The organism is Nonomuraea sp. NPDC049419, from assembly GCF_040676995.1.
GTDB classification, from domain to species: domain Bacteria; phylum Actinomycetota; class Actinomycetes; order Streptosporangiales; family Streptosporangiaceae; genus Nonomuraea; species Nonomuraea salmonea.
On sequence record NZ_JBFAQB010000017.1, the window covers coordinates 85,538 to 107,447 of the forward strand.

General features: G+C 73.2%; 16 protein-coding genes. 9 read left to right on the plus strand and 7 right to left on the minus strand.

What is annotated here, in order from left to right:
- Positions 1 to 5: 5 nt before the first annotated feature.
- From AB0K12_RS36050 to AB0K12_RS36070, 5 genes are all read right to left on the minus strand, one after another.
- On the minus strand, positions 6 to 1,445 hold the full coding sequence (locus AB0K12_RS36050; RefSeq protein ID WP_364375589.1) for an ATP/GTP-binding protein: 1,440 nt from the start codon (positions 1,443 to 1,445) through the stop codon (positions 6 to 8).
- Positions 1,446 to 1,470: 25 nt separating this feature from the next.
- Positions 1,471 to 2,967, minus strand: coding sequence for an SCO6880 family protein (locus AB0K12_RS36055; protein WP_364571460.1), 1,497 nt, complete (start codon positions 2,965 to 2,967; stop codon positions 1,471 to 1,473).
- Complete coding sequence (locus AB0K12_RS36060) at positions 2,954 to 4,027, minus strand: hypothetical protein (RefSeq protein WP_364571462.1); 1,074 nt, start codon at positions 4,025 to 4,027, stop codon at positions 2,954 to 2,956. Before AB0K12_RS36060 ends, AB0K12_RS36055 begins: the two co-directional genes overlap by 14 nt.
- Positions 4,027 to 4,746, minus strand: coding sequence for a hypothetical protein (locus AB0K12_RS36065; protein ID WP_364571464.1), 720 nt, complete (start codon positions 4,744 to 4,746; stop codon positions 4,027 to 4,029). The genes AB0K12_RS36060 and AB0K12_RS36065 overlap by 1 nt, the downstream gene beginning before the upstream one ends.
- Before the next feature lie 257 nt (positions 4,747 to 5,003).
- Positions 5,004 to 5,285 (minus strand): hypothetical protein, encoded by a 282-nt coding sequence (locus AB0K12_RS36070; protein ID WP_364571466.1) that lies wholly within the window; start codon positions 5,283 to 5,285, stop codon positions 5,004 to 5,006.
- A gap of 298 nt (positions 5,286 to 5,583) precedes the next feature.
- Here AB0K12_RS36070 and AB0K12_RS36075 point away from each other — a divergent pair, with 298 nt between their 5' ends.
- Positions 5,584 to 6,579, plus strand: a complete 996-nt coding sequence (locus tag AB0K12_RS36075; RefSeq protein WP_364571468.1) for an NlpC/P60 family protein — start codon at positions 5,584 to 5,586, stop codon at positions 6,577 to 6,579.
- Positions 6,580 to 6,731: 152 nt separating this feature from the next.
- A complete protein-coding gene (locus AB0K12_RS36080; protein ID WP_364571470.1) occupies positions 6,732 to 7,205 on the plus strand; it encodes a hypothetical protein in 474 nt (157 codons plus the stop codon).
- A gap of 68 nt (positions 7,206 to 7,273) precedes the next feature.
- Here the strand turns inward: AB0K12_RS36080 and AB0K12_RS36085 are convergent, their stop codons facing one another.
- Complete coding sequence (locus tag AB0K12_RS36085) at positions 7,274 to 7,861, minus strand: hypothetical protein (RefSeq protein ID WP_364571472.1); 588 nt, start codon at positions 7,859 to 7,861, stop codon at positions 7,274 to 7,276.
- Positions 7,858 to 12,537, minus strand: coding sequence for a hypothetical protein (locus tag AB0K12_RS36090; RefSeq protein WP_364571475.1), 4,680 nt, complete (start codon positions 12,535 to 12,537; stop codon positions 7,858 to 7,860). Before AB0K12_RS36090 ends, AB0K12_RS36085 begins: the two co-directional genes overlap by 4 nt.
- Positions 12,538 to 12,892: 355 nt before the next feature.
- Here AB0K12_RS36090 and AB0K12_RS36095 point away from each other — a divergent pair, with 355 nt between their 5' ends.
- Genes AB0K12_RS36095 through AB0K12_RS36125 form a run of 7 tightly spaced genes read left to right on the plus strand, consistent with a single transcriptional unit; the run spans position 12,893 to position 21,894 of the window.
- Positions 12,893 to 13,765: a lantibiotic dehydratase C-terminal domain-containing protein gene (locus tag AB0K12_RS36095; RefSeq protein ID WP_364571699.1), complete on the plus strand. Its 873-nt coding sequence runs from the start codon at positions 12,893 to 12,895 to the stop codon at positions 13,763 to 13,765.
- Positions 13,762 to 14,829 carry a thiopeptide maturation pyridine synthase gene (locus tag AB0K12_RS36100; RefSeq protein WP_364571477.1) on the plus strand — a complete coding sequence of 356 codons (1,068 nt, stop codon included), beginning with the start codon at positions 13,762 to 13,764 and terminating at the stop codon, positions 14,827 to 14,829. The genes AB0K12_RS36095 and AB0K12_RS36100 overlap by 4 nt, the downstream gene beginning before the upstream one ends.
- On the plus strand, positions 14,826 to 16,181 hold the full coding sequence (locus AB0K12_RS36105) for a SagB family peptide dehydrogenase (protein WP_364571479.1): 1,356 nt from the start codon (positions 14,826 to 14,828) through the stop codon (positions 16,179 to 16,181). Before AB0K12_RS36100 ends, AB0K12_RS36105 begins: the two co-directional genes overlap by 4 nt.
- Entirely contained in the window at positions 16,178 to 17,971 is a 1,794-nt protein-coding gene (locus tag AB0K12_RS36110) for a hypothetical protein (protein ID WP_364571481.1), read from the plus strand. Before AB0K12_RS36105 ends, AB0K12_RS36110 begins: the two co-directional genes overlap by 4 nt.
- Positions 17,968 to 19,905, plus strand: coding sequence for a TOMM precursor leader peptide-binding protein (locus AB0K12_RS36115; protein WP_364571483.1), 1,938 nt, complete (start codon positions 17,968 to 17,970; stop codon positions 19,903 to 19,905). Before AB0K12_RS36110 ends, AB0K12_RS36115 begins: the two co-directional genes overlap by 4 nt.
- Positions 19,906 to 19,921: 16 nt before the next feature.
- Complete coding sequence (locus tag AB0K12_RS36120; RefSeq protein ID WP_364571485.1) at positions 19,922 to 21,688, plus strand: ABC transporter ATP-binding protein; 1,767 nt, start codon at positions 19,922 to 19,924, stop codon at positions 21,686 to 21,688.
- Between the two features lie 14 nt (positions 21,689 to 21,702).
- A complete protein-coding gene (locus AB0K12_RS36125; RefSeq protein ID WP_364375557.1) occupies positions 21,703 to 21,894 on the plus strand; it encodes a thiomuracin/GE37468 family thiazolyl RiPP peptide in 192 nt (63 codons plus the stop codon).
- Positions 21,895 to 21,910 lie beyond the last annotated feature (16 nt).

Below are 21,910 nucleotides of genomic sequence, written 5' to 3' on the forward strand. Positions count from 1 at the left end.
CCAGGTCAGGTCCAGCGTCTGTTGGTGCGGTCCACCTCCAGCTCGGCCGGGGTCAGGTCCACGTGGACGGGGATGCCGGGGCGGCCTCCCACCTTCACCAGGAACTTGCCGCGGCCGGGGGGTTCGCCGTCGCGGGCCCGGGCGTTGTCCCAGCTGGGTGGGGTGGACCAGTCGACGATCATGCGTTGCTCGGCGGCGGACATCCCCACGACCTGGGTCAGGGCGGACAGCTCGGCCTCGGGGAGGCCGCCGCAGAGGATCATGCCGGCGCGTTCGGCGAAGCCCCTCGCCTTGAGACGGTCGGCCTCCTCCGTGAGGGCCAGCAGGTCGCTCATCGTGTGGGTGATCATCGCCTGGCCGACGCCGCGCTGGCGGTTCAGGCGGGTCAGGGCGTCCACGCGGTCCACCAGGCCGCGGCCGGCTCGCAGGACGCGCCACAACTCGTCCAGGACCACCCAGAAGCGGCGTTGCGGTGCGAGGCCGGCGTCGGCCAGGGCGTGGGCGGCCTCGATCGCGCCGAAGCCCTCCGACCAGCAGGCCAGCAGGACGGCGGCCTGCAACTCCTGGTCGGACTCGTCGATGCCGGAGATGTCGATGCAGCAGCCGGCCGGGGTGTCCAAGCGGATGGGGGTGGTGGTGGCGCGGGCGAAGGCGTCCCCGAGCGGGCCGTCCACCAGGCCGAGCAGGGAGGCGTGCAGGGGGTCGACGACCTGCCGGTAACGCTCCTCGCTGCCGCGGGCCAGGGTCACGGCTCGTACGGGGTCGGGGCCGGCGTCGATGACGTGGATCAGGTCGGGGAGGATGGGGACGCCGGGGTGGCGTTCGTCGAGGACCCGCAGGGCGGCGGACAGGATCGTCCGCTCGGTGTCGGCCACCGGGCGGCCGCGGACGATGGTGACGAGGGCGGCGACCGCGTTCAGACGGCGGCCGTGCGCGTCGGCCAGCAGGCGCTCCCGGTCGAGGCCGGACAGGCGCGCGGCGGCGGCGCCGATCTCGCCGGGGTCGAGGACGTTCAGAGCGCCGAGCCCGCGGCCGAGCTTGATGATCTGGCCGCCCATGGCCGCGATCAGGTCGGTGTAGTCGGGCTTCAGGTCGCCGAGCACCAGCGGGGTGACGCCGTAGCCGGCCAGGCCGACGACCTGGCGGCGTACCAGCGTTGACTTGCCCAGCCCCGGCTTGCCGAGCACGAGCTCCGACGGGTTGTGGATGAGACCGGCGCGGGCGAACCAGGAGATCGGGTCGCAGCACAGCGTCGCGCCGCCGGTCAGCTCGCGCCCGAGCGGCACGCCGATCGCCGGCGTGCTGAACCCGACCCCGAACGGCCACAGCCCGCACACCTGCACGGTGGTGCCGCGCCACTCCGGGGGCGCCTCGACGTACGGTACGCGGCCACCGCCGCGCCCGGCGTATCCGCGCGGGCCGAGCCGCGGGGAGGTGTACGGCATGGTCAGCTCCCTTCGGAGGAACGGGTCACAGCGTCTCCCTGACGAACGCGGGAATCCGCAGGTGGTCCGGCAGGACCAGGCCGAGGGGCAGCGCGGCGGCGAAGCTCGCGGCCTGGGCGCCGTACATGCGGCGCAGGCGTACCCGGGCGGAAGGGGCGAGCGTGTCGATCGCGGCGACGGCGGCGGGCAGGTCCTCGGAGCGCGCGACGGTGGCGGTGACGAGCATCGCGAAGCGGACGAGACCCGCCCCTTTCGCCTCCTCCCTGGCGCTCTGGTCGGCGGCGGCCACCGCCACGGTGTCGCGGGCGGCGGCGTTGACGCCGCCGAGGCGGAAACGGGCGTCCTTGCGGTCGCGCTCGACGAGGCGGGCGGCGCTGCCCGGGTCGTACGGGCGGTAGAGCAGGGAGACCCGCTTGCGTGCGATGTCGCGGTGCGGCGCGAGCAGGTCGGTGAGCACCGGCGCGAGCACCTCTCCTCTTGGTGCCTCGCTCATCCCCCAGGTGACGGAGACGCCGGAGTCATGGCGGTAGTGGTCCCAGGACTCCTGGGCGGCCACGGGGCCGATCTGGTCCCAGGGCTGGGCGATCGGCTCGCCGCCCGAGCGGGCCGCGTCCAGGAGCCGCTGGCTGGCCGGGTCGTACGCGATCCTGATCGCCTCCGCGATCTCCGCGGCGGTCATGGGACGTGAGGCGCCCGCGCCCGCCATGCTCAGCCCGGCGGTCAGGCCGGGCAGCCGGGTGGCGATCTCCCGGGTCATGGCGGCGGTGCCGCGGGGCCGGCCGCCGCCGCGCGGGTTGGCGGCGTAGGTGACGGCGATGCGGGTGGAGACCTGCGCGGAGCCGGCGGGGTAGGTGCGGACGACGTCGTTCAGGACGGCCGCCGCCAGCGCAGGGGCGTCGGGCGAGAGGTTGTCGGCGACCTCGCGCCGCAGGCGGGTGCCGAGGTCGGGCGCGGTCTCGACGGTGACCGTGGCCGCGACCAGGGACGGCTCGTGGGCGAGCCCGGCCAGCCACTGGCCCCAGTGCGCCACCCACGTGTCCACCTGGTCGCTGTCGACCAGCGCGGCCCCCTCCACGGACGCCTCGAACACCGCCGTGTGATGGCCGGTCGCCGGCACCACGATCAGGCCGAACGCGCGGCCCCGTGAGTCGGTGGCCTCCACGACGTGCGAGCCGGCGGCCAGGCCGGGGAGCTGGAAGGCGCCCTTGTGGGTGAGCCCGAGCGGCCCCGACCGGTACAGGTGCCGGCCCCGCCCCCGCCCGCGCAGCCACGACAGGCGGGCGACGGCGATCTGCAGCCCGGTGCGGCCGTGCCGGTCGCGCAGCAGCAACATCGGCGTCAGCACGAACGCGATCACCGCCGCCAGCACCAGCGCCGCCTTGAGCGAGACCATCATCGTGATCACGCACGCGACCAGGCCGCCGAGGAGCAGCAACGTGCCCAGCAGGCCCAGGTCGCCGATGCCCGGGCTGGCCGGGCGGCGCCAGTTGCCGTAGGTGCGCTCGCTGTCAGCAGTCGCCATCCGATCCTCTTTCTCGTAGGGGTGACTCGCCGTCGGCGGCCGTCTTGGTGAGCGTCGCGGTACGGGCGCCCGACGGGCCGGCGGGGCGGGCGGGCCTGGCCGCGTCCACGTTCCTCGCGAGCGTGGGCAGGATGCGGGCCCCCATGGCCACGGTCACGTCCCCGGTGGCAGAGAGGGAACCGCCGCCGTGACGCACCGCGCCGACCGCCGGGGCCAGCAGCCGCAGCAGGGCCGGCAGCGCCGCCACCGCCAGGATGATCACCACCAGGCCGGACAGCTGCGCCAGCTCCGATGACGGGTCGCCGATCGCCAGGAAGGCGTAGCTGTAGACCGTGGCGGCGGCCGGCTTGTACAGGGCGAAGGCGAGCGCCCACACCGCGATGCGGGCCAGCCAGGCGCGGCCCGCCTCGGTGCCGCTCAGGGCCGCCGCCATCGGCAGCATGCCGACCAGCAGGCCGAGCAGAGCCACGCGGGCCAGCATCAGCACGATCTGCAGGATGCAGGAGATGATCGAGGCGAACGCCAGCACGATCATCAGGCCGGGCGGCAGGGTCATGCCCTGGAAGCCGGCCAGGCGGGTGATCGCCGCGCCGAAGTCGCCGCCGAAGCCGCCGCTGTCCAGGGCCTGGCCGATGATCCAGCCGGAGTACGCGTCTCCGGCCTCGACCAGCAGGGACATCGCGGCCGTCCCGCAGCCGGTGACCACCGCCAGCGTCAGCAGGCCGGTCACCGCGCGCATCGCGGGCTCCGACCTGCGGCGCATGGCCAGGCGTCCCGCTGCGATCACCAGGCCCAGCACCGCCAGCAGGGCGACGTACCAGTGCGTACGCTCCTGCAGCCAGGCCACCGGGCCCACGCTGTCGGACAGGGGCGGCGCCGCGGCGCTGCTGCCGGAAAAGCCGGCCATCATGCCCAGGACCTTGACCTGGGCCTCCTGCAGGGCCGTCGCCAGCTCGTCGATGACCCCGCCGCCCTCGGCGGCGCCGGTCACCCCCGCGCAGACCGCGTCGGCGCCGGGCAGGTCGCACAGGCTCGTGCCCTCGGGTGTGGGAGACCTCATCACACGCCGCCCCACGGCACGAACCCCGCCAGCGAGGTCACCGCCTGCAGGCTCGGGCTGATGGAGCCGTCCGGCTGCAGCCGCAGCCGCCAGTCGCCGCCGCTCCACACCACGGTGACGGTGTTGACCTGGAGGTGTCCTGTGGCGGCGAAGCGGGAGACGAGCTGGACGGTGGCCACGTCGGGGGTGTACGAGGCGAACGCGTAGGCGGCCAGCTGGCCCTTGCCGCCGGTGTCCTCGCCGGTGTTCACCTGGCGGCGCTGTTCCGCGTACGCGTCGCGGCCCGGTCCTGGCATCACCTGCTCGTCGACGACGCGCCGCCAGCCGTCGGCCAGGACGAACCTCGTGGCGATCTGCCAGGCGGCGATCAGGGCGCCGGTGGGCGTACGGGAGAAGCAGCGGTGCACGTCGGCCTCCTTGCGGTGCGGGCCGTGCTCGCGTGAGGCGGGTTCCGCCACGCCGTGGAACACCGTCCACGTGACGTCGGCGGGTGGTTGCGCGGGAACGTCCTGGGAGGCCGTCGCGGGGGTGGCCGGGCAGTGACCCGGCGCGGCGGCGGTCGGCGTGGGCGGCACGGAGGGCGCGGCCGGCGGCGTGACCGCCCAAGCCGGCGTCGACGGGGACGGCGGCGGCGCCGCCGGTACGGCCGAGCGCGGTGAAGCGTGGCGCGCCGGCCGGTCGGCGGTGTCCTCGCGGTCGGGCCGCAGAAGCACCATCACCGCAAGAACCGCCATCAAGGTCACGAAAACCGCTGCAACCCAGAACGCAGCCCCACGGGAGGCTCCACGAGGGGGCGCGTCACGGAAGGCCGCGCCATGGGAGGCCGTGTCGTGCGGGGCTATGTCGTGCGGGGCCGGGTCGCGTGGGGCCGGGTCGCGTGAGGCCGCGGTGCGCGGGGTCGTGTCGTGCTGAGGTGAGGTAGGTGGCGGTGGCGTGGGGTGGGTGGGTGGTTCAGGGGGCCGGTGGTTGGTGGCGGTCATGACAGGAGGGCGCTCACCAGGCCGGATGCCGAGCCGAGGAGGACGCAGGCGGCCATCACCCACGCCAGCCCCACCGCGTGCCTGCCGCCCTCCCCACGGTGGTGGATCAGGGCCATCCTGGCGGCCACCCCCATCACCCCGGCCACGCACATCCCGGTGACGATCCACGTCGCCCAGCCCAGCGCCGTCAGCAGCTTCTCCGAACCGGGCGGCGGCGTGCCGATGCCCGGATCGGGGACGCCCACGAGCGGCAGCACACCGGCCAGAAATTGCGTCATGAAGGTCCTCCGGGGTGATCAGATGCGATGTTCCGGTACGCGTCGCCGGCCCATGGCAACCCCCCAAGGTCCGTGCTCGTAAAGAGAATGACCAAGCCTTTCTTATTTCTCCGGTGCGGGGACTCGCGCAGCGGCCGACCACCGGAATTACTCGCTGCATGGGCCGTTGACCAGGTAAAACCTTACTGCTCGGGATTGTGCAGGGCCACTAGCGACACCTTTTCCCAGCGGGGTTCGCGAGGGCTGGAATTAGCTTCCCGGCACATGGTGAATGGCACCGACAAGAGAGACGTTCTTTATGAATAAGGGTGGAAAGCTGGTCATCCTGGCGACGGCCACATCTCTGGCTCTCTTGGTCGGCCTGGTGCTCCTCCTGAGCGGCGGGCCGCCGAGGACGGGGTCGGTGGTGTCGTTGCGTCCCGGCAGCGTCCCCGCCGCCTACCAGGCGTGGCTCAGCCGGGCGGGCCGGCTGTGCGGGCACGTCAGCGCGCCGCTCATCGCCGCGCAGGTGGAGGCGGAGAGCGGCTGGCGGTCCAAGGCGCGATCCAGCGTGGGGGCGCGGGGCATCGCCCAGTTCATGCCCGCCACCTGGGCGAGCTACGGCCGGGACGCCGACGGCGACGGCGTCACCAGCCCCGACGACCCCCAGGACGCGATCATGGCCATGGCCCGGTACGACTGCGGCCTGGCCCGCACCACCGCCCGGCTGCCCGGGGATCCGACCTCCAACATGCTCGCCGCCTACAACGCGGGACCCGGCGCGGTCCTGCGGCACAAGGGCGTGCCGCCGTACCCGGAAACCCAGGAGTACGTGCGCCGCGTCCTCGCCCGCGTCGCGCACTTCACCGACATCCCGCTCACGGCGCTCGGCGCCACCCGGTTCGGCAGCGCGGTGGTGGCCACGGCGCAGCGCTGGCTCGGCACCCCCTACTCGTGGGGTGGCGGCGGCCCCAACGGCCCGACCCCCGGCATCGGCAGGGCGACCGGGATCGTCGGCTTCGACTGCAGCGGTCTCGTGCTGCACGCCGTCTGGGCCGCCTCGGGCGGGCGCGTCCAGCTTCCGCATCTGGCCGCCACGCAGGCGACCGAGTACGGCACCCCGGTGCCCCGCGACCAGTTGCTGCCCGGCGACGTCATCGGCATCGACCACCGCGACGGGCGCGGCATCAGCCACATCGTCATCTACGCCGGTCGCGGCCAGGTCATCCACGCGCCCCAGACCGGGGACGTCGTCCGCATCGCCCCGCTGAAGAACTTCGCCTCGGCCGCCTGGACCATCCGGAGGTACGCATGAGCCCCCGACCCCTCACGCTCACGGCCGTCGCGACGGCTCTCGCGCTCGCCGGTTGCGCCGCGGCCCCCGGCTCGGTGGCCACCGGGCGTGTGACGCCCCCGCCTCGTGCGTCCGTGCCTGTCACGTCCGCGCCGCCGGCGTCCGGTTCGGTGATGTTCGGTCCAGGATCGGCCACGCCCACCCCGAGCAGGTCCACGGTGGCCGCCCTCGACCCCGCCTCGATCGACCAGCGGGACGCCGACGCCGTCAGCACCGCCGTCCTGACCGCCATGTGGAGCGTCGACACCACCACCGACCATGACCAGCGCGACGCCGCCCTGCGGGCCGCCGGCTGGCTGAGCCCCGAGTACCTGGCGGAGCTGCGGGACGGCCCGCAGGTCGGTACGGACGCCGCCTGGGCCACGTGGGCCGCCCACCGCGCCCGTACGCGGGCGTCCCTGACCGAGGGCCGCGACACGCGCCCGCCCGACACCGCCACCCAGGCCGACCGGCAGTGGCAGCTCACCGTCACCCCGATCGGCGCCGGGGGCTGGCGCGGCAAGCCCCTCACGATGACGGCGTTCGTCGCACTCGAACGCCCCAAGCGCAGCGCCCCCTGGCGGGTCACGGCCGTCACCTTGCGCTGACCCCCGCAGAAAAACGCCGTGGCCGGCTCCTGCGCAGGAGCCGGCCACGGCGCGCTACAGCGGGTGCGTCAGCTCCTGCCGCTCACCTCCCGCACGTCCAGCCGCCTGTCGGCCTTGGAGGCCATCGGCCGGAGCGTCTCGACGGTGACGTTGTACTCGCCGACCATCGCCACCTGCGTGAGCGCCTGGTACGTCCCCGGTTTCCCGGGCACCTCGGCCATCACGATGGGCCCCTGGCGATGGGCCATCGGCATGGCCACCATGTCCGTATGGGCCACGACCTGCGCCTTGGTGATCGGGTCGTAGCTGCCGGGCGCGCTCACCTTGGCTTCGATCTTCACCTGCAGGTCGCCGAGGTGGGTGGCGGTGATGTCGATCGCCGCCTTCGGATGCGCTCCGTGCGGTCCAGGAGCCGCCGCCGAGTCCGTCCCGGCCGCCGGAGCCTGGATCGTCGGCCGGGTGACGAGGAAGCCGATCGCCCCGATGGACAGGGCGAACGTCATCCCGATGCACCCCCCGAGCACCAGCCCCTGGCGGAACGGCGTCAGCCCGGCCGGCTTCTTGGGCGCCTTGCCGGGAGCCCGTCGCGGGCTCGGCACCCGCCGGGCCGGCGGCTGCTCGTCCCGGGACGACCTGAGCTTGCTGAGCAGGCTCATCCTGACCGCCTTCCGTAGCTCGCCCTGCTGCCCTGACCCGCGGTGCCGAACCACGCGTACGGCAGCTCGGACCCGGCGGGATCGCCGCCCTCGTCCCGTACGGGCATCTGGTTCGCGCCCGCCATCCTGCTGTCGGGCAGCGGGATCAGGTTGGGCTGGAGCCTGGCGTGCACCCGGAACAGCCCCCACTGACCACCGGGAAGGTGGCGGGGCAGCGTGCCGGAGCGGTAGAGATAGTCGCCGGGCACGTGACGGAACCCGCCGGCGCCGCCCGAGCTGCCCGGGTCGGCCAGCAGGTCGCGGACCACGCCGGGCACGATGTCGTACACGCTGCCCGGGTTGAACTGCCCCTGGGTAGCCGCGATCTGCGAGCCGGGGTCGCGGGGCGCGCGGCGCCAGGTGTGGCCGTGCAGGGCGAAGCTCGTCGAACGCGGGTCGCCCATGGCCTGACCGACCCGGAAGATCGTCCGATCGCCGGCGTAGGCCTGGAACACCGGCGTCGCCGGGTCACCGTGCACCCGGGAGCTGAAGATCTCGGTGATGTTCTGGTTCCTGGCGTACCGCCACGACCAGGGCTCGTTGGTGTAGTTGATGGAGAACTCTCCCAGGTCCTCCGGGTCGTCGGCCTCCCTGCTCGGCTGGAGCACGAGGTCGAAGTTGTCCGGCACGGGCTTGCCGGTCTTGCGGAACAGCGCCAGGTCGCTGTTCATCAGCACGATGTTCTCCCGGAAGTCAGGATCCTCCGGATGGGTGATCACCGCGCTGGTGCCGCTGCGCAGCGGCCGGCCGTTCTTCGGGTCGAGGTACTCGGAGCCGGGCTTCTCGATGATCAGCGCGCCGTACAGGCCGTGGTGCAGGTGGTTCTGCACGTCGGCGTTGTCCCGCAGCAGCGCCATGCCGGTCGTGTCGGCCGGCAGTTCCCAGCGGTACTGGATGCTCTCCCCTGGGGCCACCGCCTCGGGCGGCTCGGCATTGACCAGCTGCGGGCTGATCGACGCCTTGGAACTCACCGGGAACGGCTCGAAGCCGGGCACGTTCTGGTGGTTCCTGGGCGGCCGCTGGATGCACTGCGGGAAGCGCAGCACGTTCTCCCTGAAGCCGAGCTGCCCCGGCTCGGTGGCCTCGTGGCAGTGCGGACGCATCTTGCGTGGATCGAGCTTGTTGGTGAAGTTCACCGTCACGCAGTCGCCGGCGTTCGCCCTGATCACCAGCGGTTCCGGTTGTTTCCTCCCGTCGCGCAGCGCCTGTTCGTCGGCCGCGAGCGCGTACATCAGGCCGTTCGGGTCGTGATCGCCGTTCTTGTTGTAGACGATGTCGTGGTTCATGGCGATGACGTCGAACGAGCGGTTCTGGCCGGTCCGGCAGGGTGTCATCGGGCGGCTCCGCAGCCGGGCGGCTCCCGTCGTCCCGAACATCCCGGCGCGGGACTCGTGCTGGTCGATTGTCAGCTCGGACCATTCGTCGCGCTCGTTCTCACCCGTACAGGTGTCGCGCGGGAAGTCCGGGAGCTCCCGAATCGGTGGCCCGCCCGCGCTCGGGTTGGAGCACGAGAAGATGCGCAGCAGTCCCCAGTCCCCGAGGAACCAGTCGTCCGCGCCGGCGTAGGCGTACTGGTAGTCGGTCACCTTCAGATCGGGTGTCGGCGGTGGCATCTCGTCCGGCAGCGGATCGACGTCGAAGTATTCGAGCATGCCGATGTGCTGGGCGCCGACGATGTTCGAATCGGGATCTCGTGGCTCATGGCGCCATCGGAAGTGGTCCAGGTTGAACCCGTGTGACTCCTCCTGGGACAGCTGGAAGAGCCGGAACCTGATCGGATCGCCCCGGTACGCCTTGAGCACCGGCGTGAACGGATCCCCGTGCACCTTCGAGTTGAACAGCAGCGACGGGTCCCTGTTCCTGCGGGCCTCGAACGGCTCCAGCCGGTAGTTGACCCCCATGCCGCCCTGGTCGTCGTTGCTCGACGGGAACTTGGCCGGGAAGATCGGCACCCCGTCCGGGGTGTCGAACTTGTCGTCCGCCCGCGTGCGCGGATCGTTCGGCTGGAACAACGGCACGTGGTCCTCGATGAAGAGGGAGAAGTTGCGGTAGTCGACTCCGTCCGTGAGCTGGTTGTTGTGGTCGATCACCGGTTCGCAGTGCACGTCGAACTGGGTCCCGACGACCCCGCGGGTCCGCGCGCCCGGCACGTCGGGCACGCAGCCCGCCGGGTGGATGGTCGCGCCGCCGAACAGCCCGTTCTTCTGGTGGGTGTTCGGGAAGAAGTGGTCGTGGAACGAGTTCGTCTTCGTGTTCTCCTGCACGAAGTCCCGATAGGTGATCGTCTCGCCCGGTCCCGCGCCCTGGTCGTAGTTCCAGCCGTTGGCGGCGCCGTCGGAGCTCAACACGTCGAAGTGCACCATGTGCTGGTGGATGCCGACCTCGTTGGTCTCCTGCGACCGGTCGAAGACGTTGCCGCCGAACATCCGGGGCAACTCGTTCGTCAGCTTGTAGATCACGCAGTCGCCGACGTTCAGGATGGGCGCGAACGGTTCGGGTTTCTTGCCGTTCAGCACCGCCTGTTTGTCACGTTCCAGGACATAGACCCGTGACTGCGGGATCGTCCATTTCAGATCAGGGTTGTACGTCTGTTTGATCTGGATGGCCGCGACCTTGAAGACCTTGGTCGGCCGGCCTATGGGACACGGGTCCTGGAAGAAGGCGCCCGGCTGCTGCCCGCCCGGGTCGGCCGCCGCCCGCTCCAGCGGTGTCGGCGGGAAGACGCCGTCCTCGGCCCGCGAGGCGAGCCCGAGTGGCGGCTTGGGCGCCTTGAAGCCGAACACTCCCGGGATGAAGTTCGGGAAGCCCGGCCGTTCCGGCGTCGGACTGGGCGGTGGCTGCCGCCCGGGGACGCCGGGCTGGTAGTCGTGATCGGGCAGCGGGAACAGCGGGAGCAGGCGCGTGCCGTCCGGCTGCCGCCGCGTGCCGTCCGACAGCGTCTCCAGCGTGCGGTTGAGCCCCCACATGCCGTTCGCGAAGTGCGGATAGAGGTGGCAGTGGAAGATGATGTCGCCGAAGGACGCCGGCTTGCCCGCGTTCGCCGACCCCGCGCCGCCCTGGATGATCAGCGGGTAGTGGCTGCCCGGCGAGACCGCCTGCACGTCGAGGAGGTTGGTCTTCCTCGTCACGTTGGCGGGCTCGCTGATCTCGTCGATCCCGCCCTCGTCCTCAGGGTCGAACATCCAGCGGTTGACGTGCCAGTGGAAGGTGTGGGTCTCGACCTCCGCGGGGTGCATGAGGCGGACCTGCGTCGGCTCGCCGCGGTAGTTGCCGATCACCAGGTCGCCGCCGCCCGGGTCGCCGTACGCCCAGGAGGACAGCGACGTCTCCTCACCGATGCAGCGCTCGGCGTCGAAGCCCTGGGCCTGGCGCCGTGCCGCCGGGCAGCCGACCTCGTCGCGGTTGAACCCGGGTTCTGAGCGGTAGTTGAAGGCGAAGTATTCCAGCTTGACCGGGACCTCGCCCTGCACCAGCGCGTCGGCGTCGCCGCCGCCGAGAGCGCGGATCGTCCCTCTGGTGAGCAGCCTGAGCTGCTCCCTGCTGGGCTGCACGCAGGACGTGCCACCCGCCTGTGGGCCGCCCCCGTCCTCGCGGCAGAACCGGGTGAGGATGCCGGGCTCGGCCTCCACCTCGTCGTGCATGAACATCACGTGCTCGCGGAAGTCCTTGCCGTTCGGCCGGATGATGACGGCCTGCGTCCCCGACTCCAGCGGCTCGCCCGTGCGCGAGTCCACCCAGGTCGCCCCGGGCTCCTCGATGATGAACGCGCCGAACGCGCCGAACGCGTGCGAGCCGATGAAGCGCACGTTCCCGTCGCGGTCGATCGGGCGGGTCTGCTGCGAGGTGAAGTCCGCCCCGTCCTTGAACTGGAACTCACCCTGGATGTGGGCGTGCAGCTTGTACCTGATCGTCTCGCCCGGCCGGGCCGTGGAGTCCGGGTTGTTGCCCACCACGGTGCCGTCCGCGCGCCTGACGTCGTAGTCGAGGCCGTCGAAGTGCATCGAGGCGTTCGGCGCCTTGCGCGGGTCGAAGTCGATCTCCGGCACGCTCAGCGCCGGAGCGAACTCGCGCGGCCGCGGCGTCGGCGTGCCGGGCGGCAGCAGCCGCTCGCCGGGCAGCGTGTAGATCGCGTTGTTGCGGATCCGCTTGTTGAGCGGCGGCGCCGGCTCGTTGAGCCGGTTGGTGAAGAACACCTTGATGCAGTCGCCCTGGTTGGCACGCAGCACCAGCGGCTCGATCAGGTCGCGCAAGCCGCCTTCGCGCGGGTCGGCCGCCCGCGTGTAGTTGGCCCGCACGGCCGCGATGTTCTCGTCGAGCACGTACATGCGGCCTTCGGGAACCACGTCGCCGAAGCGGTTCACGAACAGCGGCAGGTTGATCAGTGAGACGTTGAACGTCTTGGGCTTCTTGCCGCTGCATGGATGGCGGGTCGGCTGCTGGATGTCGGGCAATCGCTCGGCGAGCGCATTGCTCATCATCCACATCGACCCTCCGGCGAGGGCCATCCACAGCCCCGCCCCGGTGGCCAGCAGGATCTTGATCGGCCAGGACCTGTTGCGGGTCCGGCGGGTGAGCACGGCCGTCGCGATGACGGCCAGCATGAGGAGCGGGATGAGTTCGGTGTACGGCGCGTACAAGCATCCTCCAACCGAATGACCACAGAGTGGTCTGCCGTCGGGGGCTGTGACAGAGACCGGCCAGCGGAGGGGATGACCGCCGGCATCGCCGCCCCGGCGCGGCCGCCCCCGAGTCATCTCGACCGCGCGCCTGGCGATGCATGCCTGGTCAGAGTACGAGTAATGACCTTGGAACTCATCCGACCCGCCGTATCAGCGTCGGCAGCGCCGATGGGCGCGGGGGTTCCGCCTTCGGCCGCGTATACGCGGCGTGTGCCGGACGTATTCCACCGCTCGTTACGCTCCCCGCAATCCAGTCATTCGTGACGACCGGCGTGATAGCCGGTCGGGACGGACCAGGGAGCGGGTGGTGCGGATGGCCGACGCGCGGTCGTGGGTCAGCGCCCACGTCTTCCACGACGGCGACCTCGACCTCGTCATCACCGACCTGCTGGCCGCCGTGCAGAGCCGGCTCGACGCCGACGGGGCCGCCCGCGGGCTGTTCTTCCTGCGGTACTGGGAGGGCGGGCCGCACCTGCGGGTCCGCGTCCTCGCCCGGCCAGGACGCGTCGACGACGTGCGGCGGATCCTGTCGGGGGCGGTCGCGGACGCGCTCAACCGCCTTCCCGCGCTCGTCCGGGTGACCCAGGAGGACTACGACCGCTACGCGCCTGCGATGGCGGCGCGGGAACTGCGGCAGTCGTACGAGCGCCGCCGCCGGCCACCGAACTCGTTCGCCTTCTTCCCATACCGGCCGGAGACCGACAAGTACGGCACCGGCGCGGCCCTGCACGCCGTCGAGGACCACTTCGTCCGCTGCAGCACGGCCGTACGCCGGCTGCTGGCCACCGGCCCCTCCGACGACCGGCGCACCACGGCCGCCTTCGCCGTGCTCGCCCTGAACCGGTGGATCGCCTCGCGGGGCACCGGATGGCCGCAGCGCGAGCCGCACCCGTGGCAGCCCGGCGAGCGGGCCCGCTACCTGCGCCGCCGCCCCGCCCTGCGCGCCCTCGCCGAGCGGACGCGCGCGCTGGCCGCGAACCCGCCCGATCGGCCGTCCGGGTTCGCCGGCGCCCTCGCCGCCTCCGCCGCCACGCTGGCCGGCCGGCCCGACGCGGGGCCCGTGCTCGACATGTGCGCCCACCTCACCTGCAACCGGCTCGGCGTGGGCCAGGAAGAGGAGCTCCACCTGCGCGACCTCGCCGACAGGACCTTCGCGGAGCTGGTCGAGGAGGAGGCGCTCGCATGACGACCGGCTGGCACAGCGTGCACGTCCACCACTACGGCGACGCGACCGACCGGCTGCTGCTGGACGCCGTGCGGCCCATCATGGCGGAGCTGGCCGGGCGCGGGCACCGGTCCTGGTTCGCCCGGCACTGGCGGCAGGGGCCGCACGTCCGGCTGCACGTCGAAGCCTCGGAACCAGCCTTCCTCACGGACGTGCTGCCGGTGGTCGCGGCCAGGATCGAGCCGTACCTGGCCGGGCTGCCTTCGGTGTCGCCCGACATGGAGGCGCTGCTGCCGCTGCACCGCCGGCTGGCCGAGGCCGAGTCGGAGCGTGGCCCGCTGACCCCCTTCTACGCCGACAACTCCTGGCACGTCGAGCCGTACGACGACCGTACGGCGGTGCACGGCACGCCCGAGGCCGCCGCCCTGTACGCGGACTTCATGTGCGCCGCCAACGAGCACGCCTTCGCCGTCCTGGAGGGGCGCGACGTGCTCACGGCGGCGTTCGACGCCATGGTGGTCGTGGCCGACGAGTTCCACGAGGACGGCATCGAGGCCGGTTACCTCAGCTTCCGCTCGCACGCCGACGCCTTCCTCGCCCAGCAGGGCGGCGGCGCGGCGCGGCGGCTCGCCTGGGACGCGCGCTTCGAGGCCCGCGCCGGCGCGTTCGCGGGCCGCCTGGACGCGCTGCTCGACTCCGGCGCCGTGGACGAGGCGACGGAGAGCCTGGTCGCCGCCCTGCTCGCGAGCCGGGAACGCGGCCTCGGCCTGCGTCGGCGCGGCCTGCTCCCGCTCGGTGAAGACGGCGACCTCTCCTCGGTGCGGGACGCCTACCGCGACCTCAGCCCGTTCCACCGGGCGCTCGCCGAGAACGAGCGGTGGCTCGCCGAGGTGCTGCCCTCCACGTGGTTCGCGCTCTTCCGGCTCGTGCTGAACCTCATGTACCTGCAGTTCACCCGCCTGGGAGTGACGCCGTTGCAACGGTATTTCCTCTGCCACCTGGTCGCCGCCGCCGTGGAACGGCGCACCGGCAGGCAGGCCACCGACGTCCTGCGCGTGTTCGCGGCGGCCGGGGACGTGGGATGAGCGGCACGGTGTACGAGACCCTGCGGCTGCGCGCCGGGGTGTCGGCCGGTCGCGGGCGGAGCGGCGTCCACCTGGTGGGCTACCCCGACGTGCGGCCGATCGGCGGCGACGACCTGGCCGTGGTGCGGGCGCTCGCCTCGGGTGAGCACCGCGCCGACGCCTTTCCGCCACCGGCTCGGCGGCTGCTGTCGGGACTGCGGGAGGACGGCTGGCTCGTCGCCACCGTGTACGACGGCGACACGCCCGTCTACACCCTGGACCCGCAGGTCTGCCCGGACGGCGACGGCCCCGCGGCCCCTGCTGACGTCCGGTTGTCGCGTTTCACCACGATCGCGGCGGCGCCGGGAGGTGGGCTGCGGGCGACGTCGCCCCGGGCGTGGGCGTCCGTCACCGTGCACGCTCCCGGTGCGCTCGCCGTGCTCGCCGACCCCGGCGCCCGCGTCCCGCCTCCGGGGGTCGGCGCGCGGGCGGCTTCGATGCTGCGGCGGGACCTGCTGCGGGCCGGGCTCGCCGTGACCGGGGACGAGGACGCGGAGTTCCGGGTGCGGCAGTGGTCGGCGGTCGATCTGGCGTTCCACCGGAGCAGCCGGGGCATCGACGGCGAGGTGGGGGTGGCTGGCGGGTTCGGGGCCACGTACTGGGGGCGGGAGCACGTCACCGACGCGGGTCACCGGCCGCCGAGCGGGCCCGTCACCGAGCTGCCCCGCCCTGACCTCGCCCGCGTCATCGCCGCCGACCCGAAGCTGACCGAGGTGCTTCAGGCGCGCCGGTCCTTGCGCGACCACGACGCCGCCAGGCCGGTCACGCTGGGGCAGCTCGCGGAGTTCCTGCACCGCTGCGCCGCGACCGCCGACCACCCGACGCCGCACGGCGACCGGCCACGCCGCGCCTATCCCGGCGGTGGCGGCGTGCACGAGCTGGAGCTGTACGTGGTGGCGCACCAGGTGGCGGGGCTGGAGCCGGGGACGTACCACTACGACGGCTACGGGCATCGGCTGGAGCTGGTGGGCCGGCAGGCCGGCGCCGAGCGGACGCTGCTGGAGGCGGCGCGTTCCATGTCCGACGCCTCGGCCATGCCGCAGGTGCTGGTGCTGGTGACCGCCAGGTTCGAGCGGCTCATGTGGGTGTACGAGGGGCTGGCGTACGCGCTGATCCTGAAGAACCTCGGCGTCCTGGTGCAGACCATGTACCTCGTCGCCACCGCCATGGGGCTCGGCGGCTGCGCCCTGGGCGCCGGCGCGCCGCGCGCCTTCCAGCGCATCTCGGGCGCCGATCCCCTGAGCGAGGACGTGGTGGGGGAGTTCATGCTCGGCACCGTCGCAGGGGAGCACCACACGGAGGGGAACGCATGAGGCTGCGCCTGGCCGACCACACGTACATGGCGCCGATCGAGAACGGGCTGCACATCGTCACCCCGGCCGGCCCGGTCACGCTCACGGGGCCGTCGATCGCCCGGTGGGTCGAGGCCCTCGTACCGCAGCTGGACGGCCGATCCGGCCTCGACGACATCACGGCGGGCCTGCCGACCGCGCACGCGGTGATGGCCCGGCAGATCCTGACCCGCCTGCTCGACGCCGGCGTCGTCCGCGAGGTCACCGCCCCGCCCGGCGGCGAGCCGGTCGCGGGGCCCGCGGAGGTGGCGTTCGTGGGGGCGCACACCGAGGGGGCGGGGGCGGCGTTCGCGCGCTTCCGCGAGCTCAAGGTCGCCGTCGCGCACGAAGGCCAGGCGGGCGAACCGCTGGCGGAGGCGGTCGCCGACGCGCTGCGGACGTCAGGGGCCGCGGACGTCAGGGTGTGCGCGGCGGACGCGCTCGGCGACGACGACCTGTGGGGCCTGGACGCGCTGCTGGTGATCGGCGAGCTGGGCGCGAGCGGGCATGAAGGGGCGGCGCGGAACGGGCTCGCCGTCGGGCACGTGCTGCGGGACGGCACGGACATCTGGTACGTCCCCGTACGGGCGGCCAAGGAGGACCCGCTCGGCCCGGCCTCCCTGCACGCCCGCCTCCGCACGGCCCCACGCGCCCCTGAGCCGATCAGCGACCTGCACGTGGAGGCCGCCGCCGCCCAGGTGGGACGTGCGGTGCTGCGCTGGGCCACGGGCACGGCCGACCCGCGCCACGCGGGCAAGGTGACCAGGATCGGCCCCGACCTCACCACGTCGAGGCACCACTGCGCGCCGCACCCGTACGAGCTGCCGGCCACGGCGTCCACCCCCGAGGCGCTGCTGACCCGGGTGGTGCACCTCAGATTCCGGCCCGTCGAGGACGGGCAGGCGTTCTCGGACGCGGCGGTCAGGGCGGCCGACGAGCTGTTCGGCCCGTTCCGCTTCCTGCCTGACGACTCCGCCGCGCAGAGCCCCCTGCACGTGTCGGAGGCCGAGGTCGGCGACGGCGTCGTACGGGCGGTGGGCTTCGACTACGCGGAGACCAGGATCGAAGCGGCCCGAGCCGCGCTGACCAGGTACGCCGCCGCCACGGTTGACCCGCGCCGCCTGGTGGACGGCGGCGGCTCCGCGCTCGCGTACGACCTGGCGGCGGCGGCGCCCGTACGGCTGCCCGCGCACGAGGCATTCCCCCGCCCGGCGACCGGCGTGGGCGAGGGCTATGGCGCGAGCTGGGACGAGGCCGTGGCCCGAGGGCTGTGCACCCACTGGACGCGCGACCAGGAGCTGATCGAGGACGTGCGGGGAATCCCCGTCACGGTCGATCCCGGCGAGCTGGACGCGACGGGCCGCCGCTGCTTCGCCCTGCTGGCCGAGCTGGGCGAGCTGCCCGAGGTCCGCGAGCACGGGGGCCGCTTCGGCGTCACCGTGCTGTCGTTCCGCCGCGGCGGCGTGGAGGTGGCGAGGACCGCGGGGACCGCGTCGGCGGCCTGGACCAGGGGCCTGCTTGACGCGCTCTACGCCGTCCAGGTACGCGTCCACGCGGGCCGCCCGCGCCCGCCCGCCGAGCCCAGGCCGTCCCTGCCGACCGCCATGTGGGTCGATCCAGGCCGGTCCATCGACCCTGACGAGGTCGCGGCGGCGCTGGCCGCCGACGGCCGCCGCGCCGTCGTCCTCCCTCTCGACCACGACCCCTTTGCGGCGGCGATCGCCCCGCTGAGCGTGCGGGTGGCGATCACCAAGGAAGGACGGCAGGCATGACCGAGCACCCCGTGACCGTGCTGGCGGGCGGGCGGATCGCCGGCGCCGTGGCGGAGCGGCTCGGCGTGCCGGCCGTCCCTCTTCCCGACGGTGAGCTGCCCCCGGGGCCGACCGTCGCCGCCGCGGACGGCTGGGCCGAGGTCGTCACGCGGGACCTGCGGGCCAGGCTCACCGGCCCCGTGCTCCCCGCCCGCGTCGAGCTGGACACGATCGTCATCGGCCCCTGGGAGACGCCGGGCGAGCAGGGGTGCGCCTCCTGCGCCGCGTACCGGCAGTCGTGGGCCGCTCCTGCGTACGAACGGGGAGAGATCGTCCGCGAGCGTCACGCCGACCGGCTCGCCGCGCCCTCGCCGCTGCTGACTGAGGGCGCGGCCGGGCTGGCCGCGGCCCTCATGGCCGGCGACCTGCGCGCGTACGCCGAAGGCGCGACGCCGCGCACCCGCGGCACGGTGCTCACCGTGGACCTGCACGACCTGTCGATCACCCCGCACCGGGTGCTGCCCGACCCGCTCTGCGCGGTCTGCGGCCCGCGCGTGACCGACGAGCCGCCGACGGCGCTGGGGACGCCCAGGCCGGTCCCGAGCCACGCCGAGGGCGCCGTACGCGGGCGCGACCTCGTCGGGGAGCTGGACGCGCTGACCGACACGTACGTGGACGAGCGCACCGGCGTGGTCTGGCTGCTGCACGACCGCACCTCCGGCGGCGCGATCCTCAGCACGGCGGAGGTGTCGCACCGGTGGGCCCGGGGGTCCGGCGGCTACGGCCGCGCCTCGGAGCGCCGGGTCAGCAGGACGATCGCGCTGCTGGAGGCGCTCGAACGGTTCTCCGCCTCGCCGGGACGGCTGCACCCGCCGAAGGCAGGGACGTACCACGAGCTGCGGGACCGCGCGCTGGACCCGCGCACGCTCGGCCTGCACCCGCCGCAGGCGTACGAGGAGCCCGGCTTCGCGTACGAGCCGTTCGACCCGGACCGGAACTACCGCTGGGTGTGGGGCTGGTCGTTCCTGCGCGGCGAGCCGATCCTGGTGCCCGAGACCGTCGCCTACTACGGGACGCACTCCCACGAACCCGACAACCGCCCCTTCGTCTACGAGATCTCCAACGGCTGCGCGCTCGGCTCCAGCCTGGAGGAGGCGGTGCTGTACGGGATGCTGGAGATCGCCGAGCGCGACGGGTTCCTGCTGACCTGGTACACGCGGCTGCCCGCACCGGAGCTCGACCTCGCCACCCTCGACGAGGTCGACGCGCTCCACCTCGCGGCCCTGCGCGCCGAGACCGGCTACGACCTGCGCCTGTTCGACATCACCACCGAGCACGGCATCCCCGCCGTCTGGGCGCTCGCCACCGCGCCTCCCGGCACGGACCTGCCGGCGGCGTTCTGCACCGCGGGCTCCCACCTGTCCGGCCGCCGCGCGGTCACGGGCGCGGTGGCCGAGCTGGGCGACATGCTGACCAACGGCATCAAGTACGGCGGCAGCCCCGAGATCAGGGCCAGGGCGGCGGCCATGGCCGCGAACTCCTCCGCCGTCGAGGAGATGGAGGACCATCCGCTCCTCTACCACGACCCGCGCGCCGCGGCCCGGCTGAGCTTCCTCACCGCCGGCACGCCCACCCGCGCGGTCGGCGAGGTCGGCTCGGGCACGGAGGAGTTCGCCTCCGACGACCTCGGCGAGCTGATGCGCGCGGTCGTCGGCCGCTACACCGCGTCGGGGATGGACGTCGTGGTCGTGGACCAGACCTCCGACGAGCTGCGCGCCATGGACCTGCACGCGGTCAAGGTGCTGATCCCCGGGACGGTGCCGATGACGTTCGGGCACCGGTACCGGCGTACCAGCGGGCTGCCCCGGCTGCTGGAGGTGCCGCACCGGCTCGGCCACATCGGCCGCCCCCTCACCGAGGACGACCTCAGCACCGATCCGCACCCGTTCCCCTGAAGCCGCGGAGGAGATCATGACTCGACAGGCGGCGCCCGTGTGGCGGACCTTCCTGGGCTGGGCGCGGCCCTACCGCGCCCGGCTCGCGCTCGGCCTCGTGCTGGCGCTGTTGTCCGCGGCGAGCGTGCTGGCGCTGCCGCCGGCCACGCAGCGGCTCGTCGGGCAGATCGCCGGCGGTGACCGGACGGCCGGGTCCGTGCTGCTGATCGTCGCGCTCGTCCTGGCCAACCTGCTGCTCAACGCGGGCAGCTGGTTCCTGCTCGACCGGACGGGCGTCATCCTGACCAGGGACGTCCGGCAGCGGCTGGCCTCGCGGCTGGTGCGGCTCGGCATCCCGACGTTCGACCGGCTCAGGCCCGGTGACCTGTTGTCCCGCGCCACCGCCGACGCGGCGAGCGTGGACGATCTGGCCACGTACGTGCTCGTCGGGCTGGGCGTGCACATCCCCGTGATCGTCGCGGTGCTCGTCTTCATGGCCTGGCTCGACCTGCTCCTGCTGGGGCTGACGCTGGCCGTGGTCGTGCTCTCGTTCCTGGTGTTCCGCCTCGTCGCGCCCATGATCAGGAACGCGAGCATGGCCACGGCCGAAGCCGTCGGCACGCTCAGCGCCGACCTCGAGCGGGCACTGGGCGCGCTGCGCACGATCCGGGCGTTCGGGGCGGAGCGGGCGGAGGAGGCTCGCCTGCACGGCGCGGCGGAGGACGTACGCAGGGCCAGGACCAGGGCGTCGCTGTGGGAAGGCGTGTCGGCGAACGTCACCGGCCTCACCTACCAGCTCGCGCTCCTGACCGTGCTGACCGCCGGGGCGGCCCGGGTGGCGACGGGGACCATCGAGGCCGGCGTGCTCGTGGCGTTCCTGCTGTACGTGTTCTACCTGATCGGGCCGATGCAGAACGTCATCCAGGCGCTGGCGTCGTACCAGTCGGCCGGCGCCGGGGTCACCAGGATCGCCGAGGCGCTCGCGTACCCGGCCGAGCCCGGCCACGACCCGCCGGAGCCGCAGGCCGACCGCTCGCCCCTGAGCGTGCGCTTCGACTCCGTGCGCTTCGGCTACGGCACCGGCCCCGTGCTCAAGGGGCTCGGCTTCTCGGCGGCGGGTGGCACCGTGACCGCGCTCGCCGGAGCGTCGGGAGCGGGGAAGTCCACGGTGTTCGGCCTCATCGAGCGGTTCTACGAGCACGAGGACGGCCGCATCCTGGTCGGCGGGCGCGACATCAGGGACTGGCCGCTCGCGCAGCTGCGCCAGGCCATCGGGTACGTCGAGCAGGACGCCCCCGTGCTCGCCGGCACCATCCGCGACAACCTGACCTTCGGCGTCTCGGACGCCACGGACGCGGAGCTGGCCGAGGTGCTGCGGATGGCCAGGCTCGACCGGTTCGTGGCCGCTCTGCCCGACGGGCTCGACACGCCCGTCGGGCACCGCGGCGGCACCCTGTCGGGAGGCGAGCGGCAGCGCCTCGCCATCGCCCGCGCCCTGCTCCGCAGGCCGCGCCTGCTGCTGCTCGACGAGGCCACCTCGCACCTCGACGCGGTCAACGAGGCGGCCCTGCGCGACACCGTACGCGGCATCGCCAGGTCGGTCACCGTCCTCGTCGTCGCGCACCGGCTCTCGACGGTCGTGGACGCCGACCGCATCGTCCTCCTCGACCAGGGCGTCGCCCGCGCCGTCGGGACGCACGAGGAGCTCAGCGAGACCGACGACCTGTACGCCGAGCTGCTCGCCCACCACCTGGGCGGACTCGCGCCCGTAAGTGCTCCGGCTCCCAGCGGGGGAGCCGGGTGAGAGAAAGGAACGCCATGAGCCCTGCGAAGTTCTCCGTCGCCGACCTGCCCGTCGACGTCTTCGAGCTGGAGACCGGCGACCTGGAGATCGAGTCGCTGACCGGCGGCCACGGGATGCTGGAGCACGGCGCCTCCAGGAACTGCAGTTGCTCCTGCCAGCTGGTCGGCTGCAGCTGCTGCAGCGCTTCGCCCAAGTCACCGAGGTAGCCCACCGGCCGGCCGA

Coding starts and splice junctions, on each gene's coding strand:
- AB0K12_RS36050 (WP_364375589.1), bottom strand. CDS start 1,445: ATGCCGTACACCTCCCCGCGGCTCGGCCCGCGCGGATACGCCGGGCGC.
- AB0K12_RS36055 (WP_364571460.1), bottom strand. CDS start 2,967: ATGGCGACTGCTGACAGCGAGCGCACCTACGGCAACTGGCGCCGCCCG.
- AB0K12_RS36060 (WP_364571462.1), bottom strand. CDS start 4,027: ATGAGGTCTCCCACACCCGAGGGCACGAGCCTGTGCGACCTGCCCGGC.
- AB0K12_RS36070 (WP_364571466.1), bottom strand. CDS start 5,285: ATGACGCAATTTCTGGCCGGTGTGCTGCCGCTCGTGGGCGTCCCCGAT.
- AB0K12_RS36075 (WP_364571468.1), top strand. CDS start 5,584: ATGAATAAGGGTGGAAAGCTGGTCATCCTGGCGACGGCCACATCTCTG.
- AB0K12_RS36080 (WP_364571470.1), top strand. CDS start 6,732: ATGTTCGGTCCAGGATCGGCCACGCCCACCCCGAGCAGGTCCACGGTG.
- AB0K12_RS36085 (WP_364571472.1), bottom strand. CDS start 7,861: ATGAGCCTGCTCAGCAAGCTCAGGTCGTCCCGGGACGAGCAGCCGCCG.
- AB0K12_RS36095 (WP_364571699.1), top strand. CDS start 12,893: ATGGCCGACGCGCGGTCGTGGGTCAGCGCCCACGTCTTCCACGACGGC.
- AB0K12_RS36100 (WP_364571477.1), top strand. CDS start 13,762: ATGACGACCGGCTGGCACAGCGTGCACGTCCACCACTACGGCGACGCG.
- AB0K12_RS36105 (WP_364571479.1), top strand. CDS start 14,826: ATGAGCGGCACGGTGTACGAGACCCTGCGGCTGCGCGCCGGGGTGTCG.
- AB0K12_RS36110 (WP_364571481.1), top strand. CDS start 16,178: ATGAGGCTGCGCCTGGCCGACCACACGTACATGGCGCCGATCGAGAAC.
- AB0K12_RS36115 (WP_364571483.1), top strand. CDS start 17,968: ATGACCGAGCACCCCGTGACCGTGCTGGCGGGCGGGCGGATCGCCGGC.
- AB0K12_RS36120 (WP_364571485.1), top strand. CDS start 19,922: ATGACTCGACAGGCGGCGCCCGTGTGGCGGACCTTCCTGGGCTGGGCG.
- AB0K12_RS36125 (WP_364375557.1), top strand. CDS start 21,703: ATGAGCCCTGCGAAGTTCTCCGTCGCCGACCTGCCCGTCGACGTCTTC.